Source organism: Streptomyces sp. YIM 130001 (assembly GCF_003574445.1).
In the GTDB taxonomy this organism is placed as follows: Bacteria; Actinomycetota; Actinomycetes; order Streptomycetales; family Streptomycetaceae; genus Streptomyces.
The window spans coordinates 217,755-241,734 of the sequence record NZ_KZ984550.1; the positions used below are offsets into that span (position 1 = coordinate 217,755).

General features: G+C 69.7%; 20 protein-coding genes and 1 tRNA gene. 13 read left to right on the forward strand and 8 right to left on the reverse strand.

What is annotated here, in order from left to right:
* The first annotated feature begins 230 nt into the window (after positions 1–230).
* Complete coding sequence (locus DSC45_RS06525; RefSeq protein ID WP_119287999.1) at positions 231–1,079, forward strand: siderophore-interacting protein; 849 nt, start codon at positions 231–233, stop codon at positions 1,077–1,079.
* Between the two features lie 21 nt (positions 1,080–1,100).
* Here the strand turns inward: DSC45_RS06525 and DSC45_RS06530 are convergent, their stop codons facing one another.
* Positions 1,101–2,717: a beta-N-acetylhexosaminidase gene (locus DSC45_RS06530; protein WP_240434494.1), complete on the reverse strand. Its 1,617-nt coding sequence runs from the start codon at positions 2,715–2,717 to the stop codon at positions 1,101–1,103.
* 186 nt (positions 2,718–2,903) lie between these two features.
* Between DSC45_RS06530 and DSC45_RS06535 the strand changes: the two genes are divergently transcribed.
* The 3 genes from DSC45_RS06535 to glmS all read left to right on the forward strand — a co-directional run bounded on the left by DSC45_RS06535 (position 2,904) and on the right by glmS (position 6,098).
* Entirely contained in the window at positions 2,904–3,815 is a 912-nt protein-coding gene (locus DSC45_RS06535; RefSeq protein ID WP_119288003.1) for a DUF4429 domain-containing protein, read from the forward strand.
* A gap of 87 nt (positions 3,816–3,902) precedes the next feature.
* A complete protein-coding gene (locus DSC45_RS06540; RefSeq protein ID WP_119288006.1) occupies positions 3,903–4,160 on the forward strand; it encodes a hypothetical protein in 258 nt (85 codons plus the stop codon).
* Positions 4,161–4,283: 123 nt separating this feature from the next.
* Positions 4,284–6,098 carry a glutamine--fructose-6-phosphate transaminase (isomerizing) gene (gene glmS, locus DSC45_RS06545; protein WP_119288008.1) on the forward strand — a complete coding sequence of 605 codons (1,815 nt, stop codon included), beginning with the start codon at positions 4,284–4,286 and terminating at the stop codon, positions 6,096–6,098.
* Positions 6,099–6,425: 327 nt separating this feature from the next.
* On the opposite strand, the gene DSC45_RS06550 is transcribed toward glmS, so the two are convergent.
* Complete coding sequence (locus DSC45_RS06550; RefSeq protein WP_119288010.1) at positions 6,426–6,950, reverse strand: universal stress protein; 525 nt, start codon at positions 6,948–6,950, stop codon at positions 6,426–6,428.
* Between the two features lie 1,363 nt (positions 6,951–8,313).
* Between DSC45_RS06550 and DSC45_RS06560 the strand changes: the two genes are divergently transcribed.
* The 3 genes from DSC45_RS06560 to DSC45_RS06570 all read left to right on the forward strand — a co-directional run bounded on the left by DSC45_RS06560 (position 8,314) and on the right by DSC45_RS06570 (position 10,298).
* Positions 8,314–9,513 (forward strand): helix-turn-helix domain-containing protein, encoded by a 1,200-nt coding sequence (locus DSC45_RS06560; RefSeq protein ID WP_119288012.1) that lies wholly within the window; start codon positions 8,314–8,316, stop codon positions 9,511–9,513.
* Between the two features lie 5 nt (positions 9,514–9,518).
* Positions 9,519–10,121, forward strand: coding sequence for an oligoribonuclease (gene orn, locus DSC45_RS06565; RefSeq protein ID WP_119288013.1), 603 nt, complete (start codon positions 9,519–9,521; stop codon positions 10,119–10,121).
* A 104-nt stretch (positions 10,122–10,225) separates the two neighbouring features.
* Positions 10,226–10,298: transfer RNA gene (locus tag DSC45_RS06570), tRNA-His, on the forward strand.
* 95 nt (positions 10,299–10,393) lie between these two features.
* Here the strand turns inward: DSC45_RS06570 and DSC45_RS06575 are convergent.
* Complete coding sequence (locus tag DSC45_RS06575) at positions 10,394–11,467, reverse strand: LacI family DNA-binding transcriptional regulator (RefSeq protein ID WP_119288015.1); 1,074 nt, start codon at positions 11,465–11,467, stop codon at positions 10,394–10,396.
* Positions 11,468–11,727: 260 nt separating this feature from the next.
* Between DSC45_RS06575 and DSC45_RS06580 the strand changes: the two genes are divergently transcribed.
* The 4 genes from DSC45_RS06580 (at position 11,728) to DSC45_RS06595 (ending at position 16,547) form a co-directional block, all read left to right on the forward strand.
* Positions 11,728–13,083: an ABC transporter substrate-binding protein gene (locus DSC45_RS06580; protein ID WP_119288016.1), complete on the forward strand. Its 1,356-nt coding sequence runs from the start codon at positions 11,728–11,730 to the stop codon at positions 13,081–13,083.
* A 5-nt stretch (positions 13,084–13,088) separates the two neighbouring features.
* Positions 13,089–14,102 (forward strand): carbohydrate ABC transporter permease, encoded by a 1,014-nt coding sequence (locus DSC45_RS06585; protein WP_119288018.1) that lies wholly within the window; start codon positions 13,089–13,091, stop codon positions 14,100–14,102.
* Between the two features lie 113 nt (positions 14,103–14,215).
* The gene (locus DSC45_RS06590) at positions 14,216–15,007 is read left to right on the forward strand and encodes a carbohydrate ABC transporter permease (RefSeq protein WP_240434521.1); all 792 of its coding nucleotides are present in this window, start codon (positions 14,216–14,218) and stop codon (positions 15,005–15,007) included.
* Positions 15,008–15,107: 100 nt separating this feature from the next.
* Entirely contained in the window at positions 15,108–16,547 is a 1,440-nt protein-coding gene (locus DSC45_RS06595; protein WP_119288021.1) for a GH1 family beta-glucosidase, read from the forward strand.
* A gap of 211 nt (positions 16,548–16,758) precedes the next feature.
* Here the strand turns inward: DSC45_RS06595 and DSC45_RS06600 are convergent, their stop codons facing one another.
* The 3 genes from DSC45_RS06600 to DSC45_RS06610 all read right to left on the reverse strand — a co-directional run bounded on the left by DSC45_RS06600 (position 16,759) and on the right by DSC45_RS06610 (position 20,052).
* Positions 16,759–17,796: a chitinase gene (locus tag DSC45_RS06600; RefSeq protein ID WP_119288023.1), complete on the reverse strand. Its 1,038-nt coding sequence runs from the start codon at positions 17,794–17,796 to the stop codon at positions 16,759–16,761.
* A gap of 172 nt (positions 17,797–17,968) precedes the next feature.
* Positions 17,969–19,363 (reverse strand): HAMP domain-containing sensor histidine kinase, encoded by a 1,395-nt coding sequence (locus tag DSC45_RS06605; protein WP_119288025.1) that lies wholly within the window; start codon positions 19,361–19,363, stop codon positions 17,969–17,971.
* Positions 19,360–20,052 carry a response regulator transcription factor gene (locus DSC45_RS06610; RefSeq protein WP_205571261.1) on the reverse strand — a complete coding sequence of 231 codons (693 nt, stop codon included), beginning with the start codon at positions 20,050–20,052 and terminating at the stop codon, positions 19,360–19,362. Before DSC45_RS06610 ends, DSC45_RS06605 begins: the two co-directional genes overlap by 4 nt.
* Before the next feature lie 465 nt (positions 20,053–20,517).
* On the opposite strand from DSC45_RS06610, the gene DSC45_RS36900 reads away from it, so the two are divergent.
* Complete coding sequence (locus DSC45_RS36900; RefSeq protein WP_346426648.1) at positions 20,518–20,700, forward strand: hypothetical protein; 183 nt, start codon at positions 20,518–20,520, stop codon at positions 20,698–20,700.
* 49 nt (positions 20,701–20,749) lie between these two features.
* Here DSC45_RS36900 and DSC45_RS06620 read toward each other — a convergent pair whose 3' ends face one another.
* Together DSC45_RS06620 and DSC45_RS06625 are read right to left on the reverse strand one after the other, a co-directional pair.
* Positions 20,750–21,604 (reverse strand): spermidine synthase, encoded by an 855-nt coding sequence (locus DSC45_RS06620; protein ID WP_240434495.1) that lies wholly within the window; start codon positions 21,602–21,604, stop codon positions 20,750–20,752.
* A gap of 46 nt (positions 21,605–21,650) precedes the next feature.
* The gene (locus tag DSC45_RS06625) at positions 21,651–22,112 is read right to left on the reverse strand and encodes a hypothetical protein (RefSeq protein ID WP_240434496.1); all 462 of its coding nucleotides are present in this window, start codon (positions 22,110–22,112) and stop codon (positions 21,651–21,653) included.
* 400 nt (positions 22,113–22,512) lie between these two features.
* On the opposite strand from DSC45_RS06625, the gene DSC45_RS06630 reads away from it, so the two are divergent.
* Positions 22,513–23,910, forward strand: coding sequence for an NsdA family TPR-like regulatory protein (locus tag DSC45_RS06630; RefSeq protein ID WP_119288033.1), 1,398 nt, complete (start codon positions 22,513–22,515; stop codon positions 23,908–23,910).
* The last annotated feature ends 70 nt before the right edge of the window (positions 23,911–23,980 follow it).

Here is a 23,980-nt window from a genome sequence, read left to right on the forward strand (position 1 = left end):
ACATCCCAGGCCCGGCCCGGCTACATCCCAGGCCCGGCCCGGCGATACATAGAGCCCGTCCGGCGATTGAGGACGAGCGCGCCAGCGCGAAAAGAAGCCCGTCCGGCGATTGAGGACACGACCTCAGGGCCGAGCCCCCAGCCGGCACCCCTTGCCCCACACCCCACCCATCCGATTGAGTAAGGCGAACCTAACCACCCCAGGGCCCAGCCCCCACAGGAGTACGGACTGTGAAGACCCCCTTCGGCCTCTTCGACCTCGAAGTGACCCGGGGACACGATCTGTCCCCCTCCCTGCGCAGGTTCACCTTCACCGGCGAGACCCTGAACCACTTCGAGTCCGGCGGCCGCGACCAGAGCCTGTCCCTGTTCCTGCCGCACCCGTACCAGGCCGCCCCGGTCCTGCCTCCGGCCCAGGACCAGGCAGCCTGGTACCGGGCGTACCGCGCGATGCCGTCCGACGTCCGGGCAGTGATGCGTTCGTACACGGTGCGCGCACAGCGCCGCGGCGACGACGGCCGGACCGAGGTCGACATCGAGTTCGCCCTGCACCCGGACGGCGGCCCGGCCTGCCGCTGGGCGGAGACGGCCGGCGCGGGCGACCGCGTGGCCGTGCTCGGGCCGATGACGGCGGACAACTCGGGCGTACGCTTCCGGCCGCCCGCCGGCACCGACTGGGTCCTGATCTGGGCCGACGAGACAGCCCTGCCGGCCGCCGCCGCGATCCTGGAAGCGCTGCCCGCCGGCACCCCGGCGAAGGTCTGGCTCGAGGTGCCGTACGCGGCGGACCGCCGCACCCTGCACACCGAGGCCGACGCCGAGATCACCTGGCTGGCCCGCGACGAGGCTCCGGCCGCAGGTCAGGGCGAGCCACTCGCCCTGACCGCCGTCCGCGCGGCCACCCTCCCCGAAGGGACGCCGTACACCTGGATCGCCGGTGAGGCCGGGGCTCTCAGGACGCTGCGCCGCCATCTCGTGGGGGAGCGTCAATTCGACCGCCGCGCCGTGACGTTCGTCGGGTACTGGCGGCACGGCGCCAGCGAGGACCGACTGCGCGAGGAGGCGGAGACGGCGGCCTGACAGCCGCCGCCCACCTGTGGCTCACCCCGCAGGCCAGGGCACCTTCGGCGACTTGTAGTAGTTGACGCCGAGCGCGTCCCAGCGCGGCGCCTGCTCGCCGAGCCGTTCCTTGTAGGTGTCCCAGTCGTGCGTGGCGGCTGGCGACCAGCCCAATTCCGCGATGCCCGGCAGCCGCGGGAAGGCCATGAACTCGACCTCGTCCGACTCCGAGAGGGTCTCCGACCACATCGGCGCCTCGACCCCGAGCACGGCCTCCTCGGCTACACCTTCCAGATACGAGGCCGGGTCCCAGTCGTAGGACCGGTCCACCTCCACCAGACCCGCCCAGGACAGGCCGAGCGGAGTGTCCTCGTCGTACTTCATGTCGAGGTACGAACGGTCCGCGGGCGAGAGGACCACTCCGGTGCCGTTCTTCGCGGCGTCGGCGACCTGCTTGCGCTCCTCGGCGCCCGTCGCGTCGTAGCCCCAGTACTGCGCCACCGCGCCTTCCGCTGGCGTCGCGGCCGTCAACTGGTGCCAGCCCACGACGGTCTTGCCGTACTTGCCGACGACGGGCTGCACCCGGTTCATGAAGGCGATGTAGTCCTCCCGGCTGGTGGAGTGCGCCTCGTCACCGCCGATGTGAAGGTACTTGCCCGGGGTGAGCTCGGCGATCTCGCGGATCACGTCGTCGACGAAGTCGTACGTGATCTCCTTGTCCACGCACAGGGAGCTGAAGCCGACCTCGGTGCCCGTGTAGAGGGGTGGGGCGACGCCGTCGCAGTTGAGTTCGGCGTACGAGGCGAGCGCGGCGTTGGTGTGGCCCGGCAGGTCGATCTCGGGGATCACCTCGAGGTTCCGGGAGGCGGCGTACTTCACCAGGTCCTTGTACTCGGCCTTGGTGTAATAGCCGCCCTCGCCGCCGCCGACCTGCGTGGAGCCGCCGTACTCGGTGAGCCGCGGCCAGGAGTCGATGGCGATGCGCCAGCCCTGGTCGTCGCTGAGATGCAGATGCAACTTGTTGATCTTGTAGAGCGCCAGCTGGTCGATGTAGCGCTTGACCTTGTCGGGGCTGAAGAAGTGCCGTGAGACGTCGAGCATCGCGGAGCGGTAGGCGTACCGCGGCACGTCCTCGATGGTGCCGCCGGCCACCTGCCACGGTCCGGGCTGCTCGGTGTCCTGCTCCACGGAGGCGGGCAGCTGCTGGCGCAGCGTCTGGACGCCGTGGAAGAGGCCGGCCGGTTCGCGGGCGGTGAGGGTGACGGCTTCGCCGTCGGACTTCAACCGGTACCCCTCGGCGCCCAAGTCCTCGTCCTCTGCGGAGAGTTCGAGCCGGATACCGTCGCTGCCCGCGTCCTCGGTGACCGGCAGCGGATAGCCGGTGGAGGGCCGCAGCACGTCCGCCAGATAGTCGCCGATCCGGCGGGTGTCGTCGGAGTCCCCGACGCGGATCCGGGTGTCGCCCGTGACCTCGTAGCCGGGTCCGGCCGCATCCACGGAGGACGGCGCGGGGATCACCCGCCCGAGCGGGACGGGCGCCGGCTCCTCGGCCCCGCTCGCGGGCGCGGCCCCTGCACCGAAGAGGCCGACGGCCCCGGCCAGGAGCAGCGCACCCAGGAAATGACCTGACAGACGTGAAGTGGATCGTGGACGGCTCACTAGCTCGGTTCCCTTCGACGGGCTCGCAGCTGTGGTACCTGGCACTTCGACGGCGGATCGTCGAAGCACGTGCATCCCAACCTCCCCATGGCTACCCGCACACCCACCTCCGGTCAAGGGGTGTAGACCAATTCCGGACCACTCTTCGGGCGACTCTTCGGGCGACTGCGATGACAGAATCCCGGCATGGCGGAAATCATCCAGCGAGACGGGACCTGGACCTTCGACGGCGAGACCCTGCGCATCGTCCCCGGACGCGACAAGGGCGTCGGCCTACTGCGCAAGACACTCGGCGAACTGGCCGTCCCCGTAAGGGCGTTGGCCGCCATCTCGTTCGAGCAGGGCAAGAAGTCGGGCCGTCTGCGGCTGCGTCTACGGGATGGCGCCGACCCCCTGTTGCAGGTGACGCACGGCAAGCTCGACGACGCCTCGGACCCCTACCGCCTGACCGTCGACTCCGACCGCTACGGAGTCGCCGAGTACTTCGTGGACGAGGTGCGCAACGCCCTGCTGCTCGAGCAGATCCCGTCCGAACCCAGCGACAGCTACCTGCTGCCCGGCCCCGCGGTGCCGGTGTCGGCGACCGCCGGTGACGGCACGGTCTCCTTCGACGGCGAGCAGGTCCGCCTGGAGTGGAAGTGGAACGCCGAGGAGGCCAAGTCCGCCGCAGGCATCCGCACCCTCACGCTCGAAGACCTGGCCGCCGTCGAGTGGCACCCCGCGGTCGGCTGGGAGAACGGCTACCTCCGCTTCACCGTGCGGCACGCGCCGACCAAGGCCCCGCCGAAGTACGACCCGAACTCGGTGGAACTCTTCGGCTTCAAGAAGGACCCCCTGATGGCCCTGGTCGCGGCCGCGGTACGAGCCCGTATGCCGCACCCCTCGAGCCCGCAGGAGCCGGCGCCCGCACTCACGAAGTCCCCGCCGTCCGCCCCCTCCGGCACCCCCGAGGACACCCCCGGCTCCGGCACGCCGACGGGCGACGACCATGACGCGCTGCTGCGCCGACTGCGGGAGTTGGGCGAATTGCACCAGTCGGGCATCCTCACCGACGACGAGTTCAGCCTCGCCAAGCAGGCCATCCTCAAACGGCTCTGACCCCCACCACTCCACCGAGCGCCACGATCCTGCCCGAATTCGGGCAGGATTCTTGCGATGCCCTCCTTCGTACCCCAGGATCGTCGAGTGCACGAGGACCTGGTCGACCACCTGACGCGCAGCACGTCCCTCCAGCGGGGCGAGGCCCTGCGCGTCATCCAGGACGTCCTGGCGTACTTCGACGAGACCACGGAGGACTACGTCCGGCGCAGGCACCGCGAACTCCAGGCCCAGGGCCTGCTGAACGCGGCGATCTTCGAGCAGATCGCCGGCGAACTCGGCTACCGGGCCGTGGCACCGCCCGAGCTCTCCCTCAGACAGCTCCGCCGCATCGTCTACGGCTGACCCACCACCCGCCGGCCACCACCCTCGCGGGACTCCACCCGGAACCCGACCCCGAAACCCGACCCCGGCACCCCACCCGGCACCCCACCCAGAGCAGAGCTTCGAGAAGAGGAACCAACACCCATGTGCGGAATCGTCGGATACATCGGCAAGCGCGATGTGGCCCCCCTGCTGCTCGAAGGCCTGCAGCGCCTCGAGTACCGCGGCTACGACTCGGCGGGAGTGGTGATCACCGGCAAGTCCGGCGGCCTGAAGATGGTCAAGGCCAAGGGCCGCGTCCGTGAGCTCGAGTCCCGTATCCCCAAGCGGTTCGCCGGCACCACCGGCATCGCGCACACCCGTTGGGCCACCCACGGCGCCCCCTCCGACGAGAACGCCCACCCGCACCTGGACGGCGAGTCCAAGGTCGCCGTCGTCCACAACGGCATCGTCGACAACGCCTCCGAGCTGCGTGCCAAGCTCGTCGCGGACGGCGTGGAGTTCCTCTCCGAGACCGACACCGAGGTACTCACCCACCTCATCGCCCGCTCCCAGGCGCCCACCCTGGAGGAGAAGGTCCGCGAGGCCCTCCGCGTCGTCGAGGGCACGTACGGAATCGCCGTCCTGCACGCCGACTTCACGGACCGCATCGTCGTCGCCCGCAACGGCTCCCCGGTCGTGCTCGGCATCGGCGAGAAGGAGATGTTCGTCGCCTCCGACGTGGCCGCGCTCGTCTCCCACACCCGCCAGGTCGTCACCCTCGACGACGGCGAGATGGCCACCATCAAGGCCGACGACTTCCGTACGTACACCACCGAGGGCTCCCGCACGACGGCCTCGCCGACCACCGTGGAGTGGGAGGCCGAGTCGTACGACATGGGCGGCCACGACACGTACATGCACAAGGAGATCTCCGAGCAGGTCGACGCCGTGGACCGGGTGCTCCGCGGCCGTATCGACGACCGGTTCTCCACCGTCCACCTCGGCGGCCTCAACCTGGACGCCCGCGAGGCGCGCACCATCCGCCGGGTGAAGATCCTCGGCTGCGGCACCTCGTACCACGCGGGCCTGATCGGCGCCGGACTCATCGAGGAGCTGGCGCGCATCCCCGCGGACGCCGAACCGGCCTCCGAGTTCCGCTACCGCAACCCCGTCGTCGACCCCGACACCCTCTACGTCGCGGTCTCCCAGTCCGGCGAGACCTACGACGCGCTGGCCGCCGTGCAGGAACTCAAGCGCAAGGGCGCCCGGGTGCTCGGCGTGGTCAATGTGGTGGGCTCGGCGATCGCCCGCGAGACCGACGGCGGCGTCTACGTGCACGCAGGCCCCGAGGTCTGCGTGGTCTCCACCAAGTGCTTCACCAACACGGTGGTCGCCTTCGCCCTGCTCGCCCTGCACCTCGGCCGGATCCGGGACCTGTCGGTCGCCGACGGCAAACGGCTGATCGCCGGACTGCGCAAACTGCCCGAGCAGATCTCCGAGATCCTCCAGCAGGAGGACGACATCAAGAAGCTCGCGGAGCTGTACGCGGACGCCAAGTCGATGATGTTCATCGGCCGGGTGCGCGGCTATCCGGTGGCCCTCGAGGCCTCCTTGAAGCTCAAGGAGATCTCCTACATCCACGCCGAGGCGTATCCCGCCTCCGAGCTCAAGCACGGACCGCTGGCCCTCATCGAGCCGGCCCTGCCGACCGTGGCGATCGTCCCCGACGACGACCTCCTCGAGAAGAACCGCGCGGCGCTCGAGGAGATCAAGGCCCGCAGCGGACGGATCCTCGCGGTCGCCCACCAGGAGCAGGAGAAGGCCGACCACACCGTGGTGGTCCCGAAGAACGAGACCGAGCTGGACCCCATCCTGATGGGCATCCCGCTCCAACTCCTCGCCTACCACACGGCGTTGGCCCTCGGCCGGGACATCGACAAGCCCCGCAACCTGGCCAAGTCCGTCACCGTCGAATAGCCGTACCCGCCCGGGGAAGACAGCCGGACCCCCGCGCGCGGAGCACGTACGAGACGGGACGCGGCCCCCTGCGTGTGCCACCACGCACCCAGGGGGCCGCTCCCTTCGGGATGCCGGGGTCGCCCTAACCCCGGCACCGGGCTGCCTCCACCGGCGGCCGTCACCCACCGGCCGGCAGCGCGCCGACCCGGCGTCACCACATGGACGCCAGTGCCTGATACGTACCCGCACCAAGGCGGCCCGGCACCTCTACGCACCGGTAGATTCCGTTGATCCGGAAGGGAATTGACGGCCCGACAGGCCGATCTGAGCTGGCCCGCGGCCGCGTTACGGAATGACGACGACGGGACGCTGCGCCCGCTTGGCGAGCCGGCCCGCCACGGAACCGAACATCCGCCCCACCAGACCGTGCGTGGAGCCGACGACGATGGCGTCCGCCTCGTACTCCCGGCCCACTTCCTCGAGTTCGTGGCAGATGTCGCCGCCGCGCTCGACCAGGATCCAGGAGACGGCGCCCAGATAGTCCGCGCACGCCAGCTCGAGGCCGAGCACCTCGGTGCGGTGGTCGGGGACGTCGACGAAGACCGGCGGTTCACAGCCCGCCCAGACGGTGGTCGGCAGCCGGTTGGCGACGTGCACGATGATCAGGCCGGAGCCGGTACGGCTCGCCATGCCGATCGCGTACGACAGGGCCCGCTCGCTCGACGTGGATCCGTCGAAGCCGACGACGACTCCGTGCCGGAAGGCGGGATCGCAGGGATGACGTGCTTCTTCCGCCGCCAGGGGGTCGACCGTGGGATCGGCGACCTGCCGCTTGCGGTCCGTGGGTTCAGGGAATTCGTGACCGGCCATCGGTGTCTCGGCGAAGAAAGTCCTCGGTGGAGGGCGGCTGCTGGTGTCTCCGCGGCTGCCGGGGCGGCCACGCTGTCGAAGGAACGGGACGAACTGCGAACGGGTCGGGCGGACTGACTGCCGGGGGCGCCTTGTCCGGGATTCATCTTCCCGATCCCATACCCCCAAGGGTACGGCGACACTCCTGTCCTGCCCAGCTCCCGCAAGGGTTCCGCAGCATTCCAGGGAGCATGCACGAGGTCGCCCCAGATGGCAACGGTCGCTGCCAGTTACAGCATTCTGGCCCGCTTCTGCCCCGAACCAGCAGGTGTAAGCCTCCCGAATCCGCGGGCCCCCGTCTCGTCCCGTCACCCACACCTTGCGGCCACGGGGCCGGTACGGCCTGCCGCGCCGTGGCGCCGTACGAGCAGCGACCGGCCGGAAAAGCACACGCCGAACGGGACACATCGAGCCAAGAAGCGCTGACCGCCCGGAGCACCCTCCACACCCGCCCGTGCGTCACCGTCCGCTTCCGCCACGCGACATGGAGCGGCTCCTGCAGACGGCTGACGATCCGTGCCGCCACACCGGAGCCGGCACCCACCCCCGTCACCGGATCGAGGCCTCACCCGCCCCCGCGGACACCCTCGCGATCCGCGCCGCCGCGGATCCGGCGCGCCGGGCCGCCTTCAGCTGCGTCCTGGTACCCGTGGTACTTGTGGTCCACGGCACGGGGCTGATCGGCACCGACGGAACCGCACTCGACCTCGCGGCCGTCACAGGAGTCCGCCGGGTGCTACTGCGACGGTCCGGGCGAGGCGGCGAGGCCCCATCGGACAGCACCTCCGAAGGAGCGCCCACCATCTCGCGCCGGCGCTGCGAGACTGCCGTGAGCCAGACCCGACAGGGCGCACAGAGGGGCGCACGGAAGCGGTCGACACTCGGCTTGAATGCCACCCGGCAACGATGTGATTCGACCGTGCGCCCCCGGCTACTTTCAGCCAAAATCCAGCGCCCTGCGGACCGTTGGCACTCCGGGCCCCCAACCCCCTCACCACCAGGGGCGAAAGGGGCAGAGCGGGCCGACGCACCCTACGGGGACCGGCCATGGATCCAAGGCGCACTTCCACGGAACGCTCTTGAGTGCCACGCTTCGTGATCGAATGCTTCACGCCAAGTTGCCTTATCGACAATGTGTCGAGTCCTGAACTGGTCACGCAGGCCCCACGGGACGCAGTAGATTCGATCATGACCGTCTGGGCGGGGGACTCGTGCAGGACCGAGGGACTGTGACAGGGACTGTGACCTTGAAGGACCATGCGCAGGACCGACAGAGCCGACGACACAGTCGAGGAGCCGCGACCATCGAGGGGGGCTTAGCACCGTGAGCCACGACTCCACTGCCGCACCGGAGGAGGCAAGGAAACTCACCGGACGCCGACGCAGGGAAATCGTCGCCGTGCTGCTGTTCAGCGGCGGCCCCATCTTCGAGAGCTCCATCCCGCTCTCGGTGTTCGGGATCGACCGCCAGGACGCGGGAGTTCCGCGCTATCGCCTCATGGTCTGCTCCGGCGAGGACGGACCGCTGAGAACCACCGGCGGCCTCGAACTCACCGCGCCGCACGGCCTGGAGGCCATCGCGAAGGCAGGCACCGTCGTCGTCCCGGCGTGGCGGTCCATCACCTCTCCGCCACCCGCGGAGTCGCTCGACGCACTGCGCCGGGCCCATCAGGAGGGTGCACGGATCGTCGGCCTGTGCACCGGTGCGTTCGTCCTCGCCGCCGCCGGACTGCTCGACGGCCGCCCGGCGACCACCCACTGGATGTACGCGCCGACGCTCGCCAAGCGCTACCCGTCGGTGCACGTCGACCCCCGCGAACTCTTCGTCGACGACGGCGACGTGCTCACCTCCGCGGGCACCGCCGCCGGTATAGATCTCTGCCTGCACATAGTGCGCAGCGACCACGGCAGCGAGGCCGCCGGGGCCCTGGCCCGCCGCCTCGTCGTACCGCCGCGCCGCACCGGCGGTCAGGAGCGCTACCTCGACAGGTCTTTACCTGAGGAGATCGGCGCCGACCCGCTCGCCGAGGTCGTCGCCTGGGCACTCGAGCACCTCCACGAACAGTTCGACGTGGAGACCCTCGCCGCACGCGCCTACATGAGCCGGCGGACCTTCGACCGACGGTTCCGCTCGCTCACCGGAAGCGCGCCCCTGCAGTGGCTGATCACCCAGCGCGTGCTGCAGGCCCAGCGGCTGCTCGAGACGTCCGACTACTCGGTGGACGAGGTCGCGGGCCGCTGCGGCTTCCGCTCGCCGGTCGCCCTGCGCGGGCACTTCCGACGCCAGCTGGGCTCCTCCCCCGCCGCCTACCGGGCTGCCTACCGGGCCCGCAGGCCGCAGGGCGAACGCCCCGTGGACGCCGAGTTCGCAGGACCCGTACCCGCACAGACCAGGCGGACGGCGGCGGTGGCACTCGGACCGGCAGGCGCCTCGGTGGCGGCGGAGGGCGGCAAGCCCACATCCGACGCCTACGCGCCCGCCCGCCCGACACTGCCCGGCCAACGGGAACGCCCCGTAGGGTGAGACATATGAACGATCGCATGGTGTGGATCGACTGCGAGATGACCGGGCTCTCGCTGACGGACGACGCACTTATCGAGGTGGCCGCACTGGTCACCGACTCGGAGTTGAACGTACTCGGCGACGGCGTGGACATCGTGATCCGCCCGCCGGACGCGGCCCTCGAGACGATGCCCGAGGTGGTGCGCACCATGCACACCACCTCGGGCCTCCTCGAGGAACTCGCGGCCGGCACCACCCTCGCCGATGCCGAGGAACAGGTCCTGGCGTACGTACGCGAACACGTCAAGGAACCGGGCAAGGCCCCGCTCTGCGGAAACTCCGTCGGCACCGACCGCGGCTTCCTCCTGCGGGACATGTCCGAACTCGAGAGCTACCTGCACTACCGCATCGTGGACGTCTCCTCCATCAAGGAGCTCGCGCGTCGCTGGTACCCGCGGGCCTACTTCAACAGCCCGGACAAGAACGGCAACCACCGCGCGCTCGCCGACATCCGCGAATCCATCGCCGAACTCCGCTACTACCGCGAAGCCGTCTTCGTACCGCAGCCCGGCCCCGACTCGGACACCGCCAAGCGCATCGCCGCACAGCACGTGCTGCCTGCCGAGTAACAGCGCCCCACCGGGCGCCCGCGGGCGCCCTCAAAAGGGGTGCGCGAGCACCCGTCCGGACCCTGTACACTTTTTCTCGGCCGGTCGGAAACGACCCGGTCATGGTGGGTGTAGCTCAGTTGGTAGAGCACCTGGTTGTGGTCCAGGTGGCCGCGGGTTCAAGTCCCGTCACTCACCCTGAACGATCAAGGCCCGGTCCGCGAAAGCGGACCGGGCCTTGATCGTTTTTGCGTGCCCGGAGCCGCGGTTGCACCCCGCCCCGGCCATCGCACTCAGGACGAGTCCCGCACCACCAGCTCGTTCGGCAGCACCAGCTGCTCCCGGTCCCGGCGGCGAGCCGGCCCCGAACGCCTCAGGCCCGGCGCCGCGCTCTCCTCGATCTCCTCGATCAACAGCCGCGTCATCTCCCGGCCCATCTCCTCTATCGGCTGCCGCACACTCGTCATCGGCGGGTCCATGTGCCGCGCTATCGCCGAGTCGTCGAAGCCGACCAACGCCACGTCCTGCGGTATTCGACGGCCCGCCGCCCGCAGGACCTGACGTGCCCCCGACGCCATCACGTCCGACCCCGCGAACACCGCATCCACATCCGGACGCCGCTCCAGCAGCTCGACCGTCGCACGCCGGCCGCCCTCCTCCGTGAAGTCCGCAGGACAGACCAGTTCCTCGTCCACCTCACGACCCGCCTCCAGCAGCGCCGCACGGTAGCCGTCCAGACGACGCTGCGCCCCGTACACGTCCAGCCGTCCGGTGATCGTCGCGATCGTGCGCCGACCGCGGGCCACCAGATGCTCCACCGCATCCCGGGCGCCGCCGAAGTTGTCCGAGTCGACCGAAGGCAGCGTCTCCTCCTCCGAACGACGGCCGCTGATCACCGCCGGCATCCCCAACTGCTCGAGCAGATCCGGCAGCGGATCGTCCGCATGCACCGACACCAGCAGCACACCGTCCACCCGCTGCGCCGCCAGATACTGAGCGAGCCGCTGCCGCTCCCGGTCACTGCCGGCGAAGGTCAGCAGCAGCTGGAACTCCGTCTCCGCCAGGGCGATCCCCACCCCGTGCACGATGTCGGAGAAGTAAGGCTCGGCGAAGAACCGCCGCTCCGGTTCCGGCACCACCATCGCGATGGCATCCGTACGATTGCCGGCCAACGCCCGCGCCGCGGTGTTCGGCACATAACCGAGCTCCGCGACCGCAGCCTCCACCGCGGCCCGGGTGCGCTCACTCACCCGTGGAGAGCCATTGATGACCCGCGACACCGTCCCCCGGCCGACCCCGGCGTGCGCGGCCACCTCCTCCAGGGTGGGGCGACGCCCGCTCCACGTACGCGGTTGACGCGAGGTCATGCCTTCCTCCCTACGCTGTGCGCCGAAATCCCGGCGCCGGCGGCAAACTAACAGCCCTATAACCGAAGGCACTCCGGCTGTCCGGTCCCTTGACACCCCCGAACCGAGCCGCGACCCTTCAAGACATCACACATGGGAGCGCTCCCACACTACCCCAGCCATACACAACCCGCACGTTCCCGCCCGAGCCGCAACCCGGGTCCCCACCGTGCCGCAGCGGTGGCCCCAGACGGCGCAGGCCAGGGCACAAGGAGGACGCAATGCGCATCACCGTGCCGAACCAAAGGGCCTCGTCCCCCCGCCGAAGGACCCGCAGACTGGTGGCCGTAGCCGCCGTGGCGGCCCTCGGCGCCGGACTGCTCGCCGGCTGTGCCGAAGACTCGGACAACGGCGGACGTGCCGGCTCAGGAGCCGGCAAGGACGGCAAGACCACCATCAAGATCGGGGTGTTCGGTGTCTTCGGCCTCAAAGAGGCCGGTCTCTACGACGAATACATGAAGAAGAACCCCGACATCGTCATCGAGCAGACCTCCATCGAACGCAACGAGAACTACTACCCGAGGCTTCTCACCCGCCTCGGCGCAGGCAGCGGACTCGCCGACATCCAGGCCGTCGAGGTCAACAACATCGCCGAGATCGTCGAAACCCAGGCCGACAAGCTCGTCGACCTCGGCAAGACCGCCGGCGTCAAGAAGAGCAACTTCGTCGACTGGAAATGGCAGCAGGGCACCGCCAAGGACGGCAAGACCGTCGGCCTCGGCACCGACATCGGCCCCCAGGGCATCTGTTACCGCAAGGACCTCTTCAAGAAGGCCGGACTCCCCACCGACCGCGACAAGGTCAGCGAACTGTGGGCCGGCGACTGGGACAAGTACCTCGACGCCGGAAAGAAGTACAAGAAGAGCGCCCCCAAGGGCACCGCGTTCGTCGACTCCGCAGCCGGCGTCATGGCCGCCGTCACCGGCAGCTACAAGGAGCGCTACTACGACAAGGACGGCGAAGTCGTCTACAAGTCGAACCCACGCGTCAAGGAAGCCTGGGACATCGCCGCCTCCTTCGCCGAAGAGGGACTGACCGCCAAACTCCAGCAATTCCAGAAGACTTGGGACCAGGGCTACGCCAACGGCTCCTTCGCCACCGTCTCCTGCCCGGCCTGGATGCTCGGCTACATCAAGGGCAAGGCCGGCGAGAAGGGCGAGGACCAGTGGGACGTCGCCCAGGCCCCCAGGCCCAGCAACTGGGGCGGTTCCTTCATCACCGTGCCCAAGGCCGGCAAGAACACCGAAGAGGCCGCCAAGCTCGCCGCCTGGCTGACCGCACCCGAACAGCAGGCCAAGCTCTTCGACAAGCAGGGCAGCTTCCCCAGCGCCTCCGCCGCCTACGACCTGCCCCTGGTCGCCGACGCCAAGCACCCGTACTTCAGTGACGCACCGATCGGCAAGATCTTCGCCAAGGCCGCCGAGGGCGCTCCCGTCCAGATCCTCGGCCCCAAGGACCTGATCATCGCCCAGAACCTCGCCGACATCGGCATGCTCCAGGTCGACCAGAAGGGCAAGTCCTCCAAAGAAGGCTGGGACGCCGCCACCAAGGCGATCGACAACGCACTGGACAAGTGACCCGCATGGCAAGCGAGTACCGCACCGCCGCGCCCTCCTCGGATGAGGAGGGCGCGGCCCCGCGCCCCGAGGACACAGCGTCGAAGAGCGACGCCCGCCGCCGCGAACGACGCAGTCGTCGCTACCGCCGTGACATCAAATGGAGTCCCTACGCCTACATCGCACCGTTCTTCCTCTTCTTCGCGGCGTTCGGGCTCTTCCCCCTGCTCTACACCGGCTGGGCCTCGCTCCACCGCGTAGAACTGACCGCGCCCACCGATATGGAGTGGGCCGGACTGCACAACTACTCCCGGCTCCTGAGCGACGACTTCTTCTGGAACGCGCTCAAGAACACCTTCACCATCGGGATCATCTCCACGGTGCCCCAGCTCCTCATGGCGCTCGGCATCGCCCATCTCCTCAACTACCGGCTGCGCGGCTCGATGTTCTACCGCGTCGCCGCCCTCACCCCGTACGCCACCTCCGTCGCCGCCGCCACCCTTGTCTTCGCGCTGCTCTTCGGGCGGGACTACGGGATGATCAACTGGGTGTTCGGCCTCGTCGGTATCGACAACATCGACTGGCAGAACGGCGACTGGACCTCACAGATCGCCGTGTCCAGCATCGTGATCTGGCGCTGGACCGGCTACAACGCCCTCATCTACCTGGCCGCCATGCAGTCCATCTCGCACGACCTCTACGAATCGGCGGCGCTCGACGGCGCCTCACGGTGGCGACAGTTCATCCACGTCACGCTGCCCCAACTGCGGCCCACCATCCTCTTCACCTGTGTCGTCTCGACGATCGGTGCCGTCCAACTCTTCGGAGAGCCACTGCTGTTCAGCGGCAGCGGCGCTACCGGCGGACCGGACCACCAGTACCAGACCCTCGGCCTCTATCTGTACGAACAAGGCTGGGTCAACCTGCACCTCGGCCGGGCGTCCGCGATCGCCTGGGCCATGTTCCTGATCCTGCTGCTGATCGGCGCCGTCAACCTGCTGATCGCACGGCGGCTGCGCAAGAGCGAGGGGGCCTCGTGACCACGCTCACGGACACCGAGCCGAAACCGGACCTCAAGACCCCGCACGGCGCCAGGCGCCTCGGACGCGGGCCACGAGCCGGTCGCCAACTCCACGGCGGCAAGTGGACTTACATCGTCCTCATCGTGGTAACCGTGCTGTCGCTGTTCCCTCTGGTGTGGACGGCGATCGCGGCCTCCCGGAGCAACTCCCGGCTCGCGGAGACGCCACCGCCCTTCTGGTTCGGCGGCAATCTCTTCAGCAATCTCGAGTTCGCCTGGCACGAAGCCAACATGGGCACGGCCCTGCTCAACACGGCAGTGGTCGCAGGCACCGTCTCGATCGGCACGGTGCTCTTCTCCACCCTGGCCGGATTCGCCTTCGCCAAACTGCGGTTCCGTTTCAAGAACCTCCTCCTCCTGCTCGTCATCGGCACGATGATGGTCCCCCCGCAGCTCAGCGTCGTACCTCTGTACATGCTCATCGCCAAGCTGCACTGGACCGATCAGCTCCAGGCCGTGATCCTGCCGACCCTGGTCACCGCCTTCGGGGTGTTCTTCATGCGGCAGTACCTGCTGCAGGCCCTGCCGACCGAACTGATCGAGGCGGCACGCGTCGACGGGGCCAGCAGTATCCGCATCGTCTGGCACATCGTCTTCCCCGCCGCCCGGCCCGCGATGGCCGTGCTCGGCATGCTGACGTTCGTCCAGGCCTGGAACGACTTCTTCTGGCCGATCATCGCCCTCACCTCGTCCGGCAACCCGACCGTTCAGGTCGCCCTCACCGGACTGGCCCAGGGCTTCGACCCCGACCAATCGGTGATCATGGCGGGTGCGTTGCTCGGGACCCTGCCGTTGCTGATCGCCTTTCTGGTGTTCGGGAAGCAGATTGTGGGCGGGATCATGCAGGGGGCTGTCAAGGGTTGACGGGGCTAGGGGCCCCTCCCCTCCCCTCCCCTCCTCCCCACCCACCCACCACTTCCTGACCTGTTCTTCCCTTTCCCTTACCGACCTTGGGAGCGCTCCCGTGTCCGATGCGAAGCTGAGCTTTCCCCCGGAGTTCCTCTGGGGTGCCGCAACCGCCGCCTATCAGATCGAGGGCGCCGCACAGGAGGACGGCCGCACCCCGTCCATCTGGGACACCTTCAGCCGTACGCCGGGCAAGGTCCTCGGCGGGGACACCGGCGATGTGGCCTGCGACCATTACCACCGCTGGCGCGAGGATGTCCGGCTCATGGCCGACCTCGGGCTGCGCACCTACCGCTTCTCGGTGTCCTGGCCACGTGTCCAGCCCACCGGTCGCGGTCCGGCCGTGCAGCGCGGTCTCGACTTCTACCGGCAGCTCGTCGACGAGCTGCTCGAGAACGGCATCGAGCCGATGGTCACGCTGTACCACTGGGACCTGCCACAGGAGTTGGAGACGTCCTTCCCCAGTGGTGACAGCGCGGGCGGGGGGTGGCCGGAGCGCGACACCGCTCACCGCTTCGCCGACTACGCCCGGATCGTCGGCGAAGCGCTGGGCGACCGTGTCCGGATGTGGACCACGCTGAACGAGCCGTGGTGCAGCGCATTCCTCGGATACGGCTCGGGGGTGCACGCCCCTGGCCGGACCGATCCGGCTGCCGCGCTGCGTGCGGCGCACCATCTCAACCTCGCGCACGGCCTGGGCGCCCAGGCCCTGCGCTCGGTATTGCCGGCGCGGGCACGGCTCGGTATCAGCCTCAATCCGAGTGCGGTGCGGCCCCTGACCGATTCTCCGGAGGACCGTGACGCTCAGCGACGTATCGATGCCCTTGCGAACCGGGTGTTCACCGGTCCCCTGCTCAAGGGTGCGTACCCCGGGGATCTGCTCACCGATACGGCGTCGGTCACGGACTGGTCCTTCGTACGGTCCGAGGACCTGTCTGTCATTCATCACCCCCTCGACTTCCTCGGTATCAACTACTACTCACCGGCCGTGGTGTCCGGTGGAGCCGACCCGTCCGCTCCCCGCCACGACGGGCACAACTCCGCTGTTCACTCCCCCTGGCCCGCGGCCGACTCGGTGGCCTTCCATCGCGCGCCGGGCGAACTCACCGCGATGGAGTGGCCGGTGGATCCGACCGGCCTGACCGACCTTCTCCTGAAGTACACCGCGGAGGCTCCGGGGGTTCCGCTTTTTGTCACGGAGAATGGGGCGGCGTTCGACGACAAGCCGAACTCTGCAGGTCAGGTCCATGATCCTGAGCGGATTCGGTACTTGGACGGGCATCTGCGGGCGGTGCACAAGGCGTTGGAGGCGGGCGCGGACGTCCGCGGCTACTTCTTGTGGTCGCTGCTCGACAATTTCGAGTGGGCCTACGGCTACAGCAAGCGCTTCGGTGCGGTGTACGTCGACTACGAGACGCAGAACCGGGTTCCGAAGTCGAGCGCGCGCTGGTACGCGAAGGCGGCGGCGACGGGCCGGCTTCCGGACGTCGAGGACTGAGAGGCCGAGAGGCCGAGAGCCCGCGCACCCGCGCGCCCGAGCAGCCGAGAAGCGGAGAAGTCGAAAAGCTGCAAGGACCTGAGCAGTCAGACGCAAGCGCGTGCCCCGGCCGGAGTGGGGGGAAGCCCGGCCGGGGCACGCTGTGTGGGGGGAGGGGTGCGGTTTTCGGGGGCGGGGCGGGCCCTGGCGGTGAGGACCCGCCCCTGGCGGCCTACTTGTCGGCGCTGAAAGCCTTGGTGAAGGCGAGGGGTTCCTGCTCGATGGAGCTGCAGGTCGGGGAGACCTCGGTGGATCCGCCTTCGCAGGCCTTGTCGCGCGTCGAGGACCACATGGAGAGCCAGCCGATGCCCTTTTCCTGGGCGAATTCGACGAGTTGGGGTGCGTCGTCGAGCTGGAAGATCTCGGTGGTGACGTCGTTGACGCCGATCATCGGGGTGATGGCGACGGTCTTCCAGGCTTCGGCGTCCTCGAGGCCGAGGGATTCCTTGAGCTGGCCCTGGGTGGCGGTGGCTGCCTGGATGGCGTAGTCGCCCATGTCGTCGCTGTAGGAGGGGCCGTAGTCCATGGCCATGATGTTGACGGCGTTGATGCTGACGCCGTTCTCCTTGGCGTCGGCGAGCAGGTCGACGCCGGGCTGGGTGAGGCCTTCGGGCATCACGGGCAGGGTGAAGGACACGTCGAGGTCGGGGTGGTCCTTCTGGAGTTGGGCGATGGCCTGGGCGCGGCGGGTGTTGGCCTCGGTGTCCGGGAGTGCGGCGCCCTCGATGTCGAAGTCGACCTTGGTGAGGTCGTAGGCGTCGACGACCTTGCCGTAGGCCGCGGCGAGTTCGTCGGCGCTGGCGCAGTTGAGGGCGAGTTCGGAGCCGGATGCGCCGCCGAAGGAGACGCGTACGTCGCCGCCCTGGGCGCGGAGATCGCCGATCTGGTTCGCGACGGGGTTGTTGTCGAGGTCGGTGGTGCCGCCCCACAGGGGTGCGCAGGAGCCGCCTGAGGTGACGAAGGCGAGGTTGTATTCCTTGACGCCGGTTTCCTCGGCGGTGGCGAGGAGGTCGTACGCCGGCTCGAGCGAGGTGTCGACGAAGGGGGCGAAGCCGCCGGCTTCGGCGGCCGGCTTGGCGGCGGGGTCGTTCTTGGTGGCCTGGGCGCTGGTGGTGAGGGTGAGGGCGGCTGTGCCGATGGCGGCGGCTGCGATGACTGCGCCTGCCGCTTTGGTCTTGCCGCTGATCCTGCGCCGGTGGGTGTTGCTCATGTGTGCCGCCTCGGAATGTGGGGGTGGGTGCGGCAGCACATTAGCGATGTGGAATCGGACAATCAGCTTGTTGTGGACGGGAGTTGGGGAGTTTAGGGCTGGCTTAAGGAACCATTGGGCGGTGGTTAAGAGCGGCGGCCCCTGAGGGGTGTTCGGGGCCGGGGGACGGCGGTCATGTGCGGCGGCCGGTGGTGGTGCGTCGGCGGCGGCGTACGGATCCGCGGTGGCCGCGGCGGGCGGTGGTGGGGGTGCGTCGGTCGAGTTGGATCCGGACGCGGATCTCGGTGCCGCCGAGGATGGAGCGGCCGATGCGTACGTCGCCGCCGGTGGTTTCGGCGAGGCGGCGGACGATGTCGAGGCCGAGTCCGGTGGAGCCGGCTGTGCCGTTGCTGCGGCCTCGTACGAGGGCGGCTTCGGGGTCGTGGATGCCGGGTCCCGCGTCGGAGACGAGGAGGATGACGGCGTCTTCGCCGTGGTGGACGTCGACGGCGAGGGCGGTGCCTTCGGGGGTGTGGCGGAAGACGTTGCCGAGGAGTGCGTCGAGGGCGGCGACGAGGTCGGCGCGTACGACGGGGATACGTGCGGGGGTGTCGACGCCGGCGACGCGTACGGTGCGTGCTTCGTCCTCGGCGAGTGCGGACCAGAAGGCCATGCGGTCGCGGATGACTTCGGCGGCGTCGCAGCCGACTGCGGGTCCTGCGGGTGCGGTCCGGGGTTTGGCGTCGCGGGCGGTCTGGATGATGGTGTCGACTTCGCGTTCGAGTTGTTGGACGGCGGCGCGGGTCTGGTCGGCTGCGGGGGTGTCGCCGAGGGAGGCGGCGTTGAGGCGCAGCACGGTGAGGGGTGTGCGGAGCCGGTGGGAGAGGTCGGCGGCGAGTTCGCGTTCGTTGGCGAGGAGTTGGACGACCTGGTCGGCCATGGCGTTGAAGGCGGTGGCGGCTTGTTTGAGTTCGGTGGGGCCGTCTTCGGGTACGCGGGCGCCGAGTTGGCCGTCGCCGAGTGCGTGGGCGGCGCCGACGAGTTCTTTGGCGGGTTGGACGAGGCGTATGCCGAGGCGGTCGGCTACGGCGACGGAGCCGATGATGAGGGCGATGCCGACGCCGGCGAGGACGAGCCAGGCGGTGGTGACGCCGTTGCTGACTTCGCCTTCGGGGACGAAGACTTCGACGATGGCGATCTCGCCGCTGCTGAGTGCGGTGGGTTGCAGGAGTGCGGATCCGCCGGGTGCTTCGGTGGTGGAGGCGCGTCCGAGTTCGCGGGTGGTGTCGAGGTCTTCGCGGGTGGCGCGGCGGCGGCCGATCTCGATGGCGGCTTCGTCGTCGGTGGCGGGGATGTGGACGGCGAGCTGTCCGTCGGCGCCGGCTTGGGTGGACATGACGGCGCGGGTGAGCTGGGTGCGGTCGGTGGTGATGGAGAGGGTGGGGCCGAGGGCTGCGGCTTGTCGTTCGGCGTTGGAGAAGGCGCGGTCGGAGGCCATTTCGCGGATGACGAGTCCGAGGGGGATGGCGAAGGCGACGACGACCATCGTGGTGACGGCGAGGCAGACCTTGACGAGCGCCCATCTCATCGGGGCGGTTCCAGTTTGACGCCTACGCCGCGCAGGGTGTGCAGGTAGCGGGGTTGTGCGGCGGTTTCGCCGAGTTTGCGGCGGAGCCAGGAGAGGTGAACGTCGATGGTCTGGTCGTCGCCGTACGACTGCTGCCAGACCTCGGCGAGGAGTTCTTTGCGGGGTACGACGACTCCGGGGCGGCCTGCGAGGAAGGCGAGGAGGTCGAATTCGCGGCGGGTGAGGTCGAGGGGGGTGCTGTCGAGGGTGGCCTGGCGGCGCAGCGGGTCGATGGACAGGCCGCCGACCTCGATGACGCGGGTGAGGGGGGTGTCGGGGGTGCTGCCGGTGCCGGAGCGGCGCAGTACGGCGGCCATGCGGGCGGAGAGGTGTTCGACGGAGAAGGGTTTGGTGAGGTAGTCGTCGGCTCCGTCGTTGAGGAGTCGGACGATCTCGGCCTCGTCGTCGCGCGCGGTGGCGATGATCACGGGGACGTCGGTGATGCCTCGGAGCATTTTGAGGGCTTCCGCCCCGTCGAGGTCGGGCAGTCCGAGGTCGAGGATGACGACGTCGAACCGGAAATGGGCGACCTCGCGCAGCGCCTCCAGAGCGGTGCCGACACTCCGTACGGTGTGGGAGGCGTCGGTCAGGTGCCGGATGAGGGCGGAGCGCACGAACTGGTCGTCCTCTACGACGAGCACACTTGCCATGGGCGGCACCGTACGCCATTCGGGGGACGGTGCGCTGTGGAGGACATGGCCTCGGCGGATGGTGCAGTATGACCGGCGATGCGACGAGGACTGGTGCACACGATGGCGTGGACGCTCGCTACGGGCGCGGCGGTCACGCTGTCGTGGTGGGGGGTGCACACGGTGATGACGGGCACGGTGTACGACCCTCCGCGGGCGGTGCCGATCGCGGGTGCGGCGTCGGGTGTCTCTGGTACGGCGAGTCCGCAGGTGTCGTCGACGCGGCGGCCGAGTGCGACGCCGGAGGGGGATGCCTCGAGCCGGTCGCCGGGTGGTGGGAAGGGTGACGGGGGCGGCAAGGAGGAGGGGGGTTCGGGTGGTGGTCGTTCGCCGTCGCAGTCTCCTTCGAAGTCGCCGGGTGGTGAGAGTTCCCGCCCGGCGTCGAACGGCCGGGTGAAGGGTTATTCGGTCGAGGGTGGCCGGGCCGTGTTCGACATGCGGGCGGCGTCGGCGGAGCTGGTGTCGGCGACTCCGAATGCGGGGTGGGAGATGCAGGTCTGGAAGCAGGAGTCCTGGATCCGGGTGACGTTCACGCGGGACGGCCGGGAGATTTCGGTGTTCTGTACGTGGCACGATCATGCGCCGCTGGTGGAGATCGACGAGCGCTGAGGGACCGCCGAGGCGGGCGCCGGGTCGATCCGGTGCCGGGGCCGCTGGTTCAGCGGCGGAAGGCGCCGGCGGGTGGTGCCGGTGAGGCGGTGGCGCTCGCGTCCCGGACGACGGTGGCGCCGCCGGTGAAGTCGAGGAGTCCGCGGCCGTGTTCGACGCGGCCGGGGTGGGGGTCGGCGGCGATGCGGCGGGTGAGTTCGGGCAGGGGCAGTGGCTGGTCGGAGGCGACGAGTACGGCGTTGCCGAATCGTTTGCCGCGCAGGACGGCCGGGTCGGCGGCGAGGGCGATCTCGGGGAACCGGTGGGCGGCGGTGGCGATCTGGCCGCGGAGGTAGCCGAGCGGAGGGCCGTCGGCGAGGTTGGCGACGTAGGTGCCGCCGGGTGCGAGGACGCGGTGGACGTCGTCGAGGAATTCGGTGGTGGTGAGGTGGGCGGGGGTGCGTGCGCCGCTGAACACGTCGGCGATGAGGAGGTCGGCCCAGTTGTCCGGGATTCTGCCGAGGCCGTCTCGGGCGTCGGTGGAGCGGATCCTTACGCGCGCGTGGGCGTCGAGAGGGAGTTCTCTGCGGACGAGCTGTACGAGTGCGCAGTCGCGTTCGACGACCTGTTGGGTGGAGCGGGGGCGGGTGCCGGCGATGTAGCGGGCGAGGGTGAGGGCTCCGCCGCCGAGGTGGACGGCGCGTACGGGTTTGCCGGTGGGGGCGGCGAGGTCGATGAGGTGGCCGATTCGGCGCTGGTAGGCGAAGTCGAGGTGGGCGGGGTCCTCGAGGTCGACGTGCGACTGGGGGGCGCCGTCCAGGAGCAGGGTCCACGCGCGCGTGCGCTCGGGGTCGGGTATCAGCTCGGCGAGGCCGCCGTCGACTGTTTCGACGATGGCGGCGGCGGTGCGTTTTCTCCTGCTCACCCGGCCATTATCGGTGCTGTGGGTCGGGGGCACCGCGCGAGTCGGTTCAGCCGCAGACGGGTCCGCCGGTCTCGATGATGCGGGCGGCTTCGCCGAGGGCCCGGCGCAGCCGGTCGGGGTCGGTGACGGGTGCGCTGTCGGCGGGTGCGAGGAGCCAGCTGGTGCCGGCGACGGGTGGCTGTTCCGTGCGGGTGTGCGCGGGGCGGGCGCAGGTCTGGGTGCAGGCGCTGCCGGGTACGTTCCAGCGCTCGGCGGTGCCGGGCGGTACGAGGAAGCCGAGGGTGTCGCAGCTGCGGTCGTGGAGGACGGGTCCGAGGGCGGGGCCCGGTCGGCGGCGCAGGATGTCGACGGCTTCGAGGCCGTGGCGGGCGGGCACGGTGACGAGGTCCCACGGGGGTGCGGCGGGTGCGGGGTCGGGGCGTGGCGCGGCGTAGAGGGCCTGGGGTGTGGGGTGGGGTCCGGGGTGCCGGGTGGGTGCGGTCGGCAGTGCTGCGCGGGTGATCTTCATGCCGGCCTCCAACAACGGGTCGCGCCTCGTCCGGGAAGGCTTTCTCGCGGGCGCCTTCTCCGTAAGGTCCAACGTTCTTCGGCGTCAACGGCTACGGCACAACACCCCCGTTTCGGATGGCGCTTCATGGCAGATCTCGCAGGAGATTTCCGGTTTGTAGGCAAACTCTGCGTACTGGTGTCGTCACAGCAGGTACCTTCGAGCCCCGCTGGGACACGGGCGCCGAGGGGCGTGCCGGACGGCCGGTGTGCCGTGCGGTGGCGCCGTGTGTTCCCGGTGCTGTCTGTTCCCGGGCTGTTGTCGGTCCGTACGAGCACGCTCCGCATGAGCACGATCTGCACAAGCACGATCTGGACGAGCACGATCTGTACGAGCAAGATCCGCACGAGAGGGCAAGGCCATGGCGTCGTCAACGGTGACATCGTCCATGCGGTCCCCCCGGCCGAATGCCGCCTTCCGGCGGCTGCGCGGTTCGCTGTCGCCGGGTGAGTTCGCCTCGCTCGTGCGCCGGTCCGGCCAGGAGATCGGCGAGCGGGTGTCTTGCGACGCGCGCTACATCGGCCGGGTGGAGTCGGGTGAGATCCGCTGCCCCAACTACGCCTACGAGCGGGTGTTTCTGCACATGTTCCCCGGCCGGACGCTGTCCGATCTGGGGTTCGCGTCCCGTGCATCGGTACGCGGCCGGGCCGCGCGTCCCGCACCCGCCGACGCCGCGGCGCACGCGTTCGGGCAGCACGGCGCAGGGCGCGTGGTGTCCCAGTGGTCCCCGAGAACCCCGAGTACACAGAGCGACGAGGTGAGCGACGTGCTGCGTCGCGCATTCATGACAGTCGGCGGCGCGGCCGTGGCGGCCACGCTCGGCCGACCCGCGGAGGCCTCCGAGGCGCGGTTGCCGCGCAGGGTGGGTACGGCGGAGGCGCTGGCCCTTGAGGACGCGGTGCGCCGGATCCGGCTGCTCGACGACCGGCACGGCGCGGACGGCCTGTACCGGCGGGCGATGGGTCCGTTGCGTACGGCGTATGCGCTGCTCGATGCCGAGGCAGCACGGCAGTCGGTGTCGGAGCGGCTGCACGCCGGGGCCGGTGAGCTGGCGATCTCGGTGGGCTGGCTGGCGCACGACTCGGGACGTCTGGAGGAGGCGCGGGCGCATTACGCCCAGGCGCTGGCCACGGCGCGGATGGCGGGTGACGGGGCCCTGGAGACGCACGCGTTGTGCAACATGTCGTTCCTGGCGCGGGATGCGGGACGGTCCCGGGAGGCGGTGCGGGCGGCTCAGGCGGCGCAGCGTTCGGCGCGGGCGTCGGGGTCGAGCCGGCTGCAGTCGTTGCTGGCGCTGCGGGAGGCGGGCGGCTGGGCGGGGCTCGGGGACCGGGCGGGCTGTGGGCAGTCGCTGTCGCGGGCGCAGGGTCTGTTCGAGGCCGGAGCCTCGGACGCGGATCCGGAGTGGATGAGTTTCTACGGTGAGGCGGAGTTGTCCGGTCTCGAGGCGCAGTGCTGGTCGGCGCTCGGTGAGTGGCCGCGGGCGGCTCGGCAGGCGCAGCGGGCGGTGGGTCTGCAGGATCCGCATTTCACCCGGAACATCGCGCTGTACACGGCGGAGGCGGCGGACGATCTGGCCCATGCGGGGGCGGTGGACGAGGCGGCGGCGGCCGGGGGCCGGGTGCTCGATGTGCTGGGTGAGGTGGGGTCGGCGCGGATCCACTCGATACTGGCCGGCACGGCGCGGCTGTTGCGGCTCCACGGGGGCGGCGCCGGGGTGCCGGACTTCCTGGAACGGCATGCGGCGCTGGCCGGTTGAGGGGTGGCCGTACCGCGTACGAACGTCACGTCGGTGAACCGCCCTCTACGCGCGCGTGGAGGGCGGTTTC

Bases quoted from the DNA above. Each gene is read 5' to 3' on its own strand.
- DSC45_RS06575 (WP_119288015.1), bottom strand. From the start codon at position 11,467: ATGACCTCGCGTCAACCGCGTACGTGGAGCGGGCGTCGCCCCACCCTG.
- DSC45_RS06585 (WP_119288018.1), top strand. From the start codon at position 13,089: ATGGCAAGCGAGTACCGCACCGCCGCGCCCTCCTCGGATGAGGAGGGC.
- DSC45_RS06610 (WP_205571261.1), bottom strand. From the start codon at position 20,052: ATGGCAAGTGTGCTCGTCGTAGAGGACGACCAGTTCGTGCGCTCCGCC.
- DSC45_RS06630 (WP_119288033.1), top strand. From the start codon at position 22,513: ATGGCGTCGTCAACGGTGACATCGTCCATGCGGTCCCCCCGGCCGAAT.
- DSC45_RS06580 (WP_119288016.1), top strand. From the start codon at position 11,728: ATGCGCATCACCGTGCCGAACCAAAGGGCCTCGTCCCCCCGCCGAAGG.
- glmS (WP_119288008.1), top strand. From the start codon at position 4,284: ATGTGCGGAATCGTCGGATACATCGGCAAGCGCGATGTGGCCCCCCTG.
- DSC45_RS06535 (WP_119288003.1), top strand. From the start codon at position 2,904: ATGGCGGAAATCATCCAGCGAGACGGGACCTGGACCTTCGACGGCGAG.
- DSC45_RS06625 (WP_240434496.1), bottom strand. From the start codon at position 22,112: ATGAAGATCACCCGCGCAGCACTGCCGACCGCACCCACCCGGCACCCC.
- orn (WP_119288013.1), top strand. From the start codon at position 9,519: ATGAACGATCGCATGGTGTGGATCGACTGCGAGATGACCGGGCTCTCG.
- DSC45_RS06600 (WP_119288023.1), bottom strand. From the start codon at position 17,796: ATGAGCAACACCCACCGGCGCAGGATCAGCGGCAAGACCAAAGCGGCA.
- DSC45_RS06550 (WP_119288010.1), bottom strand. From the start codon at position 6,950: ATGGCCGGTCACGAATTCCCTGAACCCACGGACCGCAAGCGGCAGGTC.
- DSC45_RS06605 (WP_119288025.1), bottom strand. From the start codon at position 19,363: ATGAGATGGGCGCTCGTCAAGGTCTGCCTCGCCGTCACCACGATGGTC.